The sequence below is a fragment of the Mesorhizobium sp. B2-8-9 genome, assembly GCF_006439475.1.
Lineage (GTDB): Bacteria > Pseudomonadota > Alphaproteobacteria > Rhizobiales > Rhizobiaceae > Mesorhizobium.
In genome coordinates this window covers 1-11666 of record NZ_VFTQ01000059.1, presented here as the reverse complement: position 1 = coordinate 11666, position 11666 = coordinate 1, and the positions used below count along the sequence as shown (strand labels likewise).

Sequence of the window (11666 nt, the reverse complement as noted above, 5' to 3'; positions counted from 1 at the left end):
GTGTTGGGGAGCCGCCGGTTACCAGGACAAGGGGCCATGGAATAAGAAAATGCGCAGGCCCTGAGACCATAATGCCAGTTCTCTGCATTCATGGGAACTGGTTTCCAGCTTAAAATTCAAACATATATGGGAGAAAGCGCACACTCGTGATGATCTTCGTGCGGCTCCTCGCGACAGGAACCACATCGATCGTGCCGCGTCATAGAGACAGGCTCTTGCCGCGATCCTGGAGTGACGTCGATGATCAGGCTGCTTGTTATCGCTGGATTGGCGCTGGTGCTCGCGTGCGGCGGGACGCTGGCAGCCAAGCTCGACCTCGCCGCTGTCAACCAGGCGCAATTCAGCGAGGGCGCGCCGAAGGGCGTCGATCCGATGGTGCTCAGAGCGCAGATCCTTCTCGATCGCGCCCGCTTCTCCCCCGGCCTGATCGACGGCCGCCTTTCCGACAATTTCTCCAAGGGCGTCGCAGCCTTCCAGGCGGCCAACGGACTGCCCTCCGACGGCAAGCTCACCCGCGAGACTTGGGACAAGCTCGCGGCGACTTTCGCCGGGCCGGTGCTGACAAACTACGAGGTCACGGCCAAGGATGTGCGCGGGCCGTTCACCAGGCGCATCCCCGCCCGCATGGAGCGGATGGCGCGTCTGAAGCGGCTCGGCTATCGCAATGCGCGGGAAAAACTGGCGGAGCGCTTCCATGTCAGCGAACAGTTGCTGAGGCTGCTCAATCCCAAAGCCGGTTTCAGGAAGGCCGACACCACGTTGGTGGTGCCCGATGTCGGCCGTGGCGATCCTCCCGCGGCCGTCGCAAGCGTCGAGGTCGACAAGGGTGCCCGCCAGGTGCGCGCGCTCGATGCGTCGGGCAAAGCGCTCGCGGTCTATCCTGCCTCGATCGGCAGCGAGGAAAAGCCGGCGCCGAGCGGCACGGCCGAGGTCAAGCGCGTGGTGCACAATCCGACCTATCGTTACAATCCGAAATTCGCCTTCAAGGGCGTCAAGAGCAAGCGGCCCTTCACCATCGCCAAGGGGCCCAACAATCCCGTCGGATCGGTATGGATCGATCTCTCCATCGAGAGCTACGGCATCCACGGCACGCCTGACCCGGGCAAGATCGGCACCACCTTCTCGCATGGCTGCATCCGGCTGACCAACTGGGACGCCGAGGACCTCGCCGCCATGGTCAAGCCGGGCACCAAAGTCGACTTCAAGGACGAGACGGCGCAGGACGGGCAAGTGCAGTGAGAGCCGGCGGGTCGCGATCCGCCAAGCGCGGATCGCTGCATAAGCCCAATTTATCGTCATCCTCAGTTTTTCAGAACGTTACACCGCCTTGCCTCGCCTGTTAGCTTCGACGGCGCGGTTTGGAGAATGGTCCGGATTTGGTGGTTCGATGCAAGCACATGCGCGGGTGGTGATCGTTGGCGGCGGATGCGTCGGCGCGGGTATTCTTTATGGCCTGGCCAAGCGCGGCTGGACCGATGTCGCGCTGCTCGAGCGCACGCAGCTCACCGCCGGCTCGACCTGGCATGCGGCGGGGCTGATCCCGTCCTATTCCCGCAACATAAATGTCGGGCGGATGATCAACAAGACGATCGAAATCTATGAGGGTCTCGAAGCGGAGACCGGGCAGCCGGTCGGATGGCACAAATGCGGACAGCTGCGCATCGCCAATTCGAGAGACCGACTCGATGAATTCAAGAGCTATATGAGCGTGGCCGAGGTGCAGGGGATGCGGGCGCAATTGCTCACCCCCGACAAGGCGCGCAAGCTCTGGCCGCTACTCGACAACAAGGACATGCTCGGCGCGCTCTACCATCCCGATGACGGCCATATCGCGCCGGCCGACGTGACGCATGCCATGGCCAAGGGTGCGCGGGATCTCGGCGCCAAGGTCTATCTCAACACCGAGGTCACTGGCTTCAAGCGGACCGCTTCCGGCGAATGGCTGGTCGAGACCAACAAGGGCGACATCACCTGCGAGCATGTGATTTGCGCCACCGGCAATTACGCGCGCCAGACCGGCGCGCTGCTTGGCTTGGAGATCCCGGCGATCCCCATCCTGCACCAGTACTGGATCACCGAAGCGGTGCCGGAGGTGGTGGAGCGCAAGCGCGCGGGCCGCCCCGAAATGCCGATCCTGCGCGACGAAGGTTTCGAGGGCTATCTGCGCGAGGAAGGCGACGGGCTGATGTTCGGTCCCTATGAGCGCACCGAACACCTGAAACTCTTCGCCGAGGATGGCGTGCCGTCCTGGTTCGGCGCCGATCTGCTGGAAGAGGATTTCGAGGCGGTGTCGTGGAACTGGGAGCAGGCGCTGCAGCTGGTGCCTGCGCTCGGGCGCGTCGGCATCAAGGCCAATGTGCGTGGCCCGTTCCAGATGACGGCGGACGAGCTGCCCTTGATGGGGCAGGCTTGGGGCCTGCCCAATGTCTGGCTGGCCGAAGGCGTGCCGGGCGGCATCCTGTGGGGCGGAGCGATCGGCTACTATTTGTCGGAGCGGATCGTCGAAGGCGGCAACAGTATCGATACATCCGATCTCGACCCGCGCCGCTTCGGCGACTACGCCAACAAGGAATGGACGCGCGAGAAGGTGCGCGAGGCGTGGGGCACGCATGCCGAGCAGAAATACCCGGGACAGGACATGCCCGCTGCTCGGCCGCAGAAGACCGCACCTTCCTACGACCGGCTGACGGAACTGGGAGCGGTTTGGGGCGTGCTCAATGGCTGGGAAATGCCCAACTGGTTCGCGCGCGACGGCGTCGAGGCCAAGGACCAATATAGCTGGCGCTGGACGCCCAAGGGAAACCTCGTCGGCGAGGAAGTACAGGCGGTACGCAACGCCGTCGGCCTGGTCGAGATGACGCCGATGACCAAGTTCGAGGTGTCAGGTCCCAGCGCGGCCGCCTGGCTGGACCGGATCATCGCCAACCGCCTGCCGGCCGTCGGCAAGGTGACGCTGGCGCATCACCTCACCACCAGCGGTGGCGTGCAGGCGGAATATATGGTGGCGCGGCTTGGCGAGGACCTGTTCTACCTGATCTCGACGCCGCGTGCCGAACGCTGGAACTTCGACGACCTTTCAAGACTGCTTCCCGCCGACGGCAGCGTATCCTTGAAGAACGTCACCAACGACCGCGGCTGCTTTACCGTCGTCGGGCCGAACGCGCGGGCCGTGCTGCAGCCCCTCACGGAGATCGACCTTTCCAACGAAAGTTTTCCCTGGTTCGGCGTCAAGACCGGCAGCGTAGCCTTGGCAAGCGACGTGCGGCTGCTGCGGGTGAACTATGAGGGCGAGCTCGGTTGGGAACTCTATCACCCCCTGCCCTACCAGCGGCGATTGCTCGACGCGATCCTCAAGGAAGGCGAGAAGCACGGCATGCGGCTGGTCGGGCTGCACGCGCTGGAGTCGCTCAGGCTCGAGAAATCCTATCGCGCCATGTATCGCGACATGAACCCGGAGCTCAACGCGCTGGAGAGCGGGCTGGAGCGCTTCATCCGGCTCGACAAGGGCGACTTCGTCGGGCGCGACGCGGTTCTAAAATACAAGGAGCGTAACGACCAGCGGCGATCCGTGACGCTCAGGATCGAGACCGACGGCGCCAGCACGCTTGCCAATGAAGGGCTCTATAGCGACGGCGCGCTGGTTGGGCGCATCACGTCGGGCGGCTACGGCTACGCGCTCGGACATGACGTGGCGCTGGCGCTGCTGCCTGAACCGTTTTCGAAACCCGGCACCAAGCTCGACGTCGCGATTCTGGGCGACTGGAAGGTCGCCGAGGTGATCGCGGATTCGCCTTACGATCCGACCTCGGCCAGGGCGCGGATGTAATAGGCGGGGCCTACAAAGGCCCGTTGCCGACGTGTCCTTCGGAGGGAAGCCGTATGCGTATCGATCGGATCAACGTCTATTCGGCGCAATTGCCGGTCAAAGGCGGCGTCTACCGGATGGCCAGCGCCGATGTGGAGGCGCTGGATTCGACGCTGGTCGAGATCGTTACCGATGACGGTTTTGCCGGCTGGGGCGAGACCTGCCCGATCGGCCCGGTCTACCAGCCGCATCATGCGCTGGGCGCCCGCGCGGCGATCGCCGAAATCGCGCCGGGGCTGATCGGTTCGGAGATCGCCTCGATCCGGCTTCTGGCCAAGCAGATGGACGAGCGGCTCAACGGCCACGGCTACGCCAAGGCCGCCTTCGACATGGCGTTCCTCGACCTGCTCGGCCAAAAACTCGGCGTGCCGGTCTCGACGCTGCTGGGCGGCGCGCTGACCGACCGCGTGCCGGCCTATTATTCGCTGATCGTCGGCGCCCCGGACGAGACGGCGAGGATCGCCGCCGGCAAGGTGAGCGCCGGTTACCCGCGCCTGCAGGTCAAGATCGGAGGCCGCAACCTGGAGGAAGACGTCGCCGTCGTTCACAAGGTCTGGGAAGCGGTCGGTTACAAGGCTCGGCTAGCGGTCGACGGCAACCGGGGCCTGACGGTGGCCGCAGCGATCCATCTTGACCGGCTCTGCCAGCAAATTCCCTTCGTCTTCGAGCAGCCCTGCAACACGATGGACGAGATCGCGACGCTGAAAGGCCGCATGACGCATCCGGTCTATCTCGACGAGAGCACCGAGGATCAGAACGCCGTGCTGCGGGCCATCTCGCTGGGCATCGCCGACGGCTTCGGCTTCAAGGTGACACGTCTGGGTGGCCTGACGAAGATGACGACCGTGCGCGATCTCTGCGCCATCCGCTCGCTGCCGCACAGTTGCGACGACGCCTGGGGCGGCGACATCATCGCGGCGGCCTGCGTGCATCTGGCCGCCACCGTCGAGCCGCGCCGCATGGAAGGAGCCTGGATCGCCCAGGAATACATCAAGGGCCATTTCGACCAGAAGCAGCCGGTCGTCATCAAGCAAGGGCACATCGCCGTGCCGCAACGGCCGGGGCTCGGCGTAAAGCCGGAGCCTGGCATGTTCGGCAAAGCGGTGGCGATATACGGGCCGTAAGGGGCAAGCGGCGGGCAGCCAGGCTTACTATTCGGATCGGAATGGCCGCGGACGTGGCCGATAATTTTCAGCGCCGTCCCCCACTCCGTCTCGGCTTCGCCGAGCCACCTCTCCCCCCTCCGGAGGGAGAGGAAATGCTGACCGGCAACGTCGCGACCTCGGCATTGCTATTTCCTCTCTACTTGGCGATTGCCATTGCTCGCCTCCGGCGATTGGCGTTTCCTCTCCCTCCGGAGGGGGGAGAGGTGGCTCGGCGCGCAGCGCCGAGACGGAGTGGGGGAACCACCTGCGCGATTGTCGCCACGCCCGGCATGTTGACCGGCAGCACAGCACCCGATCACTTCGTGAACGACGCGGATCGTTCCGCCCTGTCCTGCGTTCTTGTGACACGCAAGGAGGAACGGCGATGGACGACGACGATCGGACCGAGAAGATCAGGCAGCGTGCCTATGAGATCTTTCAGCGCGAGGGCGGCATCCTGGGCAATCACGAACGGCACTGGCATCAGGCGGAGTTGGAGATCGACCGCGAGGCCGCCCTGCCGATGACGGCGGACGATGCGCTGCCAGAAACGCGCGAGATCGACAGCGCGGATGTGCTGACGGTGGAGGCGCTTGCCATGCGCACCGGCATTTCGGGCGACGAGGCACAAGAGCTGCTCGACAGGCTGGGCAACGACCGCGCTGCGATCGAGCAAGCGGCGCGCGATCTGCAAGCACGCAAGCGCGGTGTCGATTAGTGGCACTGCATTGAGATTTTGACCGGTCGGCTCTGTTTGCGTTGACAGGTGGCACGCGTTGGAGATTGGCCGAAACGCCATCGCGATCGTCATTTCTATGGCCTGCGCCGCGTCGCTTCGCTCCTTGCTCCGCCATAGAATGACGAGGTTGGGGCGGCCTCCACCAATCCCCGGCGTTGCGCTGATTTCACGGAAATGAACGGAAAATCTTGCCCCAAGAGGCTGTTGTCCAGCCAATCGGACCGGCCACAGGTGGCACTCTCCACCTGGGTTGACAGCACAATCATCTCGCCCTAATTTCGCGTTAGTGGCTACTAACGCGAAATACTGGACTGCGCTCGGCGATCAGACGCGACGCACGATCTTCGAACTGCTGGTCGACCGACCCAGTTCTGTCAGCGGGCTCGCCAATGCGCTGCCCGTGACGCGGCCGGCCGTCTCGCAGCATCTGAAGGTGCTCAAGGATGCCGGGCTGGTGGCTGATACGCGCTCCGGCAAGGAGCGCATTTACCGGATCGATCCGGACGGGCTCGCGGCGTTTCGCGCGGAGATCGACCAGTTCTGGGTGAAGACGCTTGCGGCCTACAAGCTGGCCGTCGAGCAACCGACAAAGGACGAGACATGATCAAGCAACCGGCACCTGCTCCCGTAAGGCATTCCGTCGTCGTCGAGGCGCCGATCGCGCGCGCCTTCAAAGTGTTCACCGAGGATTTCGGCAGCTTCAAGCCGCGCGAGCACAATCTGCTTGCCGTGCCGATCGCGGAAACGATCTTCGAGCCGCGCGTCGGCGGCCACGTCTACGACCGCGGCGTCGATGGCTCAGAGTGCCGCTTCGCCCGCGTGCTGGCCTACGATCCGCCCGACCGGCTGCTTCTGAGCTGGGATATCAGCCCGCGTTGGCAGATCGAAACCGACCTCGCCAGGACGAGCGAGTGGGAGGTCCGCTTCACGGCCGAGGCGGAAAACCGGACCCGGGTCGAAATCGAGCACCGCCATATCGAACGGCATGGCCAAGGCTGGGAAGGCGTACGCAGCGGAGTCGACGGCGATCAGGGCTGGCCGCTCTACCTGCAGCGGTTCCAGGCGCTCTTTTCCCGGGCGGCCTGACAGCGGCACCCCCTGGGGGCATGGCCGGCATGGTGGCGATCGGAGGAGCACTGGAAACAATGGAAGCCTATTGGTTGAGCACCCTCGGCGTGCTTGCGCTCTGCCTCCAGTCGGTCGCGCTGGCGATCTACTCAGGCTCGTCCAAGGGTTTTGCAGGCAAGCTTTCAGGGCCGGTGATCCCGGCGGACGACGACAACTCTCTTTACCGGATCGATCGCGTCCACATGAACTCGGTCGAGGCGCTCGGGCCCTTCGTCGTGCCCGTGTTGCTGGCGATGATGGTTGGCGTCGAGCCGGTGACGCTCGCCGTGCTCGTCTGGGTTCACTTGGCGCTACGTTTCGTCCACATGATCATCTACCTGCGCGGCGGAAATGCCGCCAAGGGCGGCAGCGTCAGGACGATCCTCTATGTCTCCGGAGCGGTGGTCACGCTTGTCCTCGTCCTCGTGACGGGCTGGGCAGCGCTTCGCTGAGCAGCGCTCGCTTTTCGCTCCGTCGGCGGAACCCTCGCCCCGATCAGAGGTTCATCCCTGTACAACCACAGGAGATGCGCCATGGACCACACCAGCCACGTAAGACTGACCAACGCCGAGCTGACGCCCGACATCCTCGAAGGCGCCACCATCTACGGCCCGGATGACGAGAAGATCGGCTCGGTCGACCACCTGCACGGCAGCCAAGTCGTCATCGATGTCGGCGGCTTTCTCGGCATCGGTGCCAAGCCGGTGGCCGTCACAGCCAGCCAGCTCGATTTCATGCGCGACGAGGACGGCGACGTGCATGCAGTCACCAGTTGGACGAAGGATCAGCTCAAGGCGATGCCGGAGCATCGCGACTGAACAGGGACGCTTCGCGACTGTGAATCAATCAAGAGAATTGGGCCCGGCAATTGCCGGGTCGGGTTTTTTGCGCGGCGCGGTATTCGTTTATCGCCCGACGAGCGTCACGCGGATTGCCGTCGCGTCAAAAATGTGTGGCGGGTTCCCTCTGGAGCGGCGAGAAAGCCCGGGACAGCTCGGCGATTTCGTGGGGCGATGAACCGCTTCAAGGATCAGCGGCGCATGCTCGCAAGCAGGCAAATACACAGCCCCGCGTTGAGCGTTGCCGCGAGCGCCAGCGTGGCCAGGACAAGATTGGCGCCGCCCGTGCCAAGAAGCACCGCTCCAACGGACGGAGCCGCCGCCTGGACGATGAGGCTGGGCGTCGCGAGCTTGCCCATCAGCACCGCATATTGCTGCGGGTCGAACAGCACCAGCGGCAGCGCGCCGCGCGCGATCGTATGGATGCCGTTACCCGCGCCATAAAGGATCAAGGCGAGAGCAACGAAAGTCTGGCTCGTCAGGAGCAGCCAGATTCCGGCGGCAAGCAGCGTCACGGATGTCAGCATCGTCCAGATCGGATGGTGCCGGTTGCGGCCGATCAGCAGCTCCGCCACTCTAGCGCCGACTTGTGAAGGGCCGACCAGCGCGCCAAGTCCGACGGCGGCTGCCAGGCTCGCGCCGCGCAATTGCAGCAGCGTCAGCAGATGCATGGAGAGCATGGACGCGACCAGTGCGGCCAAGGTCTGAATGGAGGCCAGCAGAATGAAGCGCGCCCGCGCTCTGTCGGTGGCCGATGCCTCTTTCGACCTGTCTTTGACCGGCGCAGGCGCGGCGGCCGGAGGCGACGGTATTATCCACAGATGGAGCGGCAAGCAGATTGCCAAATGGATCGCGGCATAGGCAAGGCAGGCGGTGCGCCAGCCGCCATGCTCGACAAGGAAGGCGCTGATCGGCCAGCAGACGGTGCTGGCAAAGCCGCCGAAAAGCGTCAGGTTGGTGATGGCGCCGCGCGCGCTCTGTCCATAGAGGCGGCCGAGTGTGGCGAAGCCGGCATCGTAGAGGCCGCTCGACATGCCCAAGCCCATGAGCAGCCATGCAGCCAGATAAAGAGGATAGTCGGTCGCCGTCGCCAACAGCAAATGCGCAGCAGCCAGCAGCAACGAGCTGGCGGCAAGCACCGGCCGCCCACCGTGGCGCTGGATCAGCCGCCCGGTGACGGGGGACACCAGCCCGGCAAGCAGGAGCCCGCAGGATAGCCCGGCAACGACCGAGGCGAACGACCAACCGGTATCTCTAGCAATCGGCGCGGCAAGCACCGCGGGCAGGTAGTAGGATGATCCCCAGGCGAGAATCTGCGTGATGCCAAGAGCCGTAACGAGGACGCGGCGGTTGTGTGCGATGGGCGCGGTGGCTTCCAATCAGGCTTGCCCTGGCGGATAGGCGACCTTCTCGCCATCCTCCTTGACGAACTCCCGCACCGGATTGTCGAGCAGCGGCAGCACCGCTTCCGACGGCCTGCACAGTTTTGTCCCTTTCGGCGTCTCGACGATGGGCCGGTTGATAAGGATCGGATGGGCGAGCATGAAATCGATCAGCTCATCGTCGCTCCATTTCGGATCGGCGAGGCCGAGTTCGGCGTAAGGCGTGCCCTTCTCCCGCAACAAATCGCGCGCAGAAATCCCCATCGCGGCGATCAGTTCGAGCAGCCTTTCGCGGTCCGGCGGCGTCTTGAGGTATTCGATCACGACAGGGTCTTCGCCGCTGGCGCGGATCATGGCGAGCGTGTTGCGGGAGGTGCCGCAGTCGGGGTTGTGATAGATCGTGACCGTCATGGCTCTGCTTTCAAGGGTTGTGGAATGGCCGCGGGCCGCAGCAGCCAGCCCATCAACGCGAGCGCGGTCAGGGCGCCTAGCAATTCGGCGACGACGAAGCCCGGCAGATCGAGCGGCCTGATGCCGGAAAAAGTGTCGGTGATGGAGCGCGCCACGGCGACGGCGGGATTGGCGAAGGAAGTGGATGCCGTGAACCAATAGGCCGCTGTGATATAGAGCCCGACCAGCCACGGCACGGCCCGCCGCTCGAAGCGGAGGCCAGCGAGAATGACGGCGACAAGGCCGAATGTCGCGACCACTTCCGAGAACCATTGCGCCGGCCCGGCACGCAGTTTCGTCGCGACCTCCAGCGCCGGCAGGGCGAACATGAGATGCGCGGCGATCGTGCCGGCGATTCCACCGACGACCTGCGCGAACAGATAGGCAGGGAGATCGCGAGCAGGCAGCGACCGGTTGAGACAAAACACCAGCGAAACGGCCGGATTGAGATGCGCGCCGGAGATCGGCCCGAGCACGGTGACCAACACCACCAGCATGGCGCCGGTTGCTAGCGTGTTGCCAAGCAGCGCCAGCGCGGTGTCATGCGTCAGCGTCTCGGCCATGATGCCGGAACCGACGACGGTCGCCACCAGCAGACCGGTGCCCAAAGCTTCAGCCGCGAACCGGCGCGGCAGATCGAAAGTGTTCATTAGCTAGCCTTGAGTTTTGTAGCGGGCGTGACGGTCATTGCTGGCTCTCCTCGCCCGGCTGGCAGCAAGATGCCGCAAGCGCCGGCGCGCAGATTTCGGGCCGGCCCGAGCAGCAATCCTCCATCAGGAAGCGGATCAATCCGGACAGCGCATCGAACTCGGCGCTGTAGACGATCGAGCGGGCATCGCGCCGCGCGGTCACAAGACCGGCGCGCTCGAGTTCCTTGAGGTGGAAGCTGACATTGGAGGGCGAGACCTCGACCTGCTCGGCGAGCGAGCCGGCGGCAATGCCTTCCGGGCCGGCAACGACCAGCAGCCGCAGCAGGCGCAGCCGTGTTTCCTGCGACAGCGCGCCAAAGGCGGTCAGGGCTTGACGTTCATCCACGTTTCAACAATCCTTGAAATATTGAAATGAGGAATAGCCGACATGCTCTCTTCTGACAATCGGAAAAACATCGCTCCTATGGACCCCTCCGACCTGACCATCGGCGATCTGCTGGCGGCGCTGGCCGATTACAAGGACAAGCCACTGGTGTTCCGCTATGACGGGCGGCCGGTAAAGCCTGGCTACCACGTCACCGAGGTGAAGGCGGGACAGTTCTCGGCGCTGGATTGCGAAGCGAATCCGGAATCATGGTCGGAGATATTCGTCCAGCTGTGGGACGTGGACCAAGGCGGACCGGTCCATATGCCAGCCGGCAAGTTCGCCGCGATCATCCGCAAGGTTTCGGACCATGTCGCTCTCGATCAGGCGGCGAAGCTGACCTTCGAGGTCAGCGACGGCGTGCGCCCCATCGAACTGCACCGGGCAGCCCAGCCGAGCCTTGTTGGCGGGACGGTTGAGGTCGAGCTGTCGCCACGGCCGTCAAGCTGCAAGCCGCGCGACCGCTGGCTGGAAGAACAGAAGGCAGCGAGCGGGTGCGGAGGGAGTCGCTGCTGTGGAGCCCGCTAATGGTGACGCGCCGCCCTGATCAGAACCGGATCATGCCATTGGCCTGCAACAAATAGAGGCCCACGAGAACGATGGCGATCAGCGCCACCCAAACGGCTGTCTTGCTCATCCGCGCAATCCCTGTCGATCGGCGATAGTGAACGCGCGCGCCACGGTTGTGTTCCCGATATGCCGGGCTGCACATCGCCTAGGCAGGATCAAGTCACGAATTGCTGGACGATGCGCGTCCGTGCATAGTGGCGGCAATGGCGCCTGGTCGATGAAGATGGCTATGGATGACAAAGCGGACAATCCGGGCGTGGTGGTGTTTCCGCCGCTGCTCTTTCTCGTGGCGCTGATCGCGATGCTGGCGCTGCGCTATGTCTGGCCGCTGGCGATCGGCGGCCGCCCGCTGACCATCGTGCTCGGCGTAGTGCTGGCAGTACTGGCGGTTGCGATCATCGCTTGGGGACGCTCGACGATGTTGCGCGGCGGCACCAATGTGAACCCGACGCTGCCGACCACCGCGATCATCACCGGCTGCCCGTTCGGCTTAAC

General features: G+C 64.2%; 14 protein-coding genes. 10 read left to right on the top strand and 4 right to left on the bottom strand.

Annotated elements, in window-relative coordinates:
- The first annotated feature begins 240 nt into the window (after positions 1 to 240).
- The 8 genes from FJ423_RS33075 (at position 241) to FJ423_RS33040 (ending at position 7674) form a co-directional block, all read left to right on the top strand.
- Complete coding sequence (locus tag FJ423_RS33075; RefSeq protein WP_140847973.1) at positions 241 to 1239, top strand: L,D-transpeptidase; 999 nt, start codon at positions 241 to 243, stop codon at positions 1237 to 1239.
- A 148-nt stretch (positions 1240 to 1387) separates the two neighbouring features.
- Positions 1388 to 3826: an FAD-dependent oxidoreductase gene (locus FJ423_RS33070; protein WP_140847970.1), complete on the top strand. Its 2439-nt coding sequence runs from the start codon at positions 1388 to 1390 to the stop codon at positions 3824 to 3826.
- A 53-nt stretch (positions 3827 to 3879) separates the two neighbouring features.
- Positions 3880 to 4989: a mandelate racemase/muconate lactonizing enzyme family protein gene (locus FJ423_RS33065; RefSeq protein ID WP_140847967.1), complete on the top strand. Its 1110-nt coding sequence runs from the start codon at positions 3880 to 3882 to the stop codon at positions 4987 to 4989.
- Between the two features lie 406 nt (positions 4990 to 5395).
- Positions 5396 to 5728, top strand: a complete 333-nt coding sequence (locus FJ423_RS33060) for a DUF2934 domain-containing protein (protein ID WP_095770208.1) — start codon at positions 5396 to 5398, stop codon at positions 5726 to 5728.
- Between the two features lie 307 nt (positions 5729 to 6035).
- Positions 6036 to 6353, top strand: coding sequence for a metalloregulator ArsR/SmtB family transcription factor (locus FJ423_RS33055; RefSeq protein ID WP_181175242.1), 318 nt, complete (start codon positions 6036 to 6038; stop codon positions 6351 to 6353).
- Positions 6350 to 6835 carry an SRPBCC family protein gene (locus FJ423_RS33050; RefSeq protein ID WP_140847962.1) on the top strand — a complete coding sequence of 162 codons (486 nt, stop codon included), beginning with the start codon at positions 6350 to 6352 and terminating at the stop codon, positions 6833 to 6835. Before FJ423_RS33055 ends, FJ423_RS33050 begins: the two co-directional genes overlap by 4 nt.
- Positions 6836 to 6909: 74 nt before the next feature.
- On the top strand, positions 6910 to 7308 hold the full coding sequence (locus tag FJ423_RS33045) for an MAPEG family protein (RefSeq protein WP_246680387.1): 399 nt from the start codon (positions 6910 to 6912) through the stop codon (positions 7306 to 7308).
- 81 nt (positions 7309 to 7389) lie between these two features.
- Entirely contained in the window at positions 7390 to 7674 is a 285-nt protein-coding gene (locus FJ423_RS33040; protein WP_040980340.1) for a hypothetical protein, read from the top strand.
- Positions 7675 to 7886: 212 nt separating this feature from the next.
- On the opposite strand, the gene FJ423_RS33035 is transcribed toward FJ423_RS33040, so the two are convergent.
- Genes FJ423_RS33035 through FJ423_RS33020 form a run of 4 tightly spaced genes read right to left on the bottom strand, consistent with a single transcriptional unit; the run spans position 7887 to position 10562 of the window.
- The gene (locus FJ423_RS33035) at positions 7887 to 9074 is read right to left on the bottom strand and encodes an MFS transporter (RefSeq protein WP_140847957.1); all 1188 of its coding nucleotides are present in this window, start codon (positions 9072 to 9074) and stop codon (positions 7887 to 7889) included.
- Positions 9075 to 9488, bottom strand: a complete 414-nt coding sequence (arsC, locus tag FJ423_RS33030; protein ID WP_140847955.1) for an arsenate reductase (glutaredoxin) — start codon at positions 9486 to 9488, stop codon at positions 9075 to 9077.
- Complete coding sequence (locus FJ423_RS33025) at positions 9485 to 10177, bottom strand: MIP/aquaporin family protein (RefSeq protein WP_140847952.1); 693 nt, start codon at positions 10175 to 10177, stop codon at positions 9485 to 9487. The genes arsC and FJ423_RS33025 overlap by 4 nt, the downstream gene beginning before the upstream one ends.
- Before the next feature lie 34 nt (positions 10178 to 10211).
- Positions 10212 to 10562, bottom strand: coding sequence for a metalloregulator ArsR/SmtB family transcription factor (locus tag FJ423_RS33020; RefSeq protein ID WP_140847949.1), 351 nt, complete (start codon positions 10560 to 10562; stop codon positions 10212 to 10214).
- A 78-nt stretch (positions 10563 to 10640) separates the two neighbouring features.
- Here FJ423_RS33020 and FJ423_RS33015 point away from each other — a divergent pair, with 78 nt between their 5' ends.
- Positions 10641 to 11129: a DUF6428 family protein gene (locus FJ423_RS33015; RefSeq protein ID WP_246680386.1), complete on the top strand. Its 489-nt coding sequence runs from the start codon at positions 10641 to 10643 to the stop codon at positions 11127 to 11129.
- A 271-nt stretch (positions 11130 to 11400) separates the two neighbouring features.
- The coding region (locus FJ423_RS33010; protein ID WP_210239592.1) for a hypothetical protein at positions 11401 to 11666 on the top strand (266 nt) is incomplete at its 3' end.

Coding starts and splice junctions, on each gene's coding strand:
- FJ423_RS33075 (WP_140847973.1), top strand. CDS start 241: ATGATCAGGCTGCTTGTTATCGCTGGATTGGCGCTGGTGCTCGCGTGC.
- FJ423_RS33070 (WP_140847970.1), top strand. CDS start 1,388: ATGCAAGCACATGCGCGGGTGGTGATCGTTGGCGGCGGATGCGTCGGC.
- FJ423_RS33065 (WP_140847967.1), top strand. CDS start 3,880: ATGCGTATCGATCGGATCAACGTCTATTCGGCGCAATTGCCGGTCAAA.
- FJ423_RS33060 (WP_095770208.1), top strand. CDS start 5,396: ATGGACGACGACGATCGGACCGAGAAGATCAGGCAGCGTGCCTATGAG.
- FJ423_RS33050 (WP_140847962.1), top strand. CDS start 6,350: ATGATCAAGCAACCGGCACCTGCTCCCGTAAGGCATTCCGTCGTCGTC.
- FJ423_RS33040 (WP_040980340.1), top strand. CDS start 7,390: ATGGACCACACCAGCCACGTAAGACTGACCAACGCCGAGCTGACGCCC.
- arsC (WP_140847955.1), bottom strand. CDS start 9,488: ATGACGGTCACGATCTATCACAACCCCGACTGCGGCACCTCCCGCAAC.
- FJ423_RS33025 (WP_140847952.1), bottom strand. CDS start 10,177: ATGAACACTTTCGATCTGCCGCGCCGGTTCGCGGCTGAAGCTTTGGGC.
- FJ423_RS33015 (WP_246680386.1), top strand. CDS start 10,641: ATGGACCCCTCCGACCTGACCATCGGCGATCTGCTGGCGGCGCTGGCC.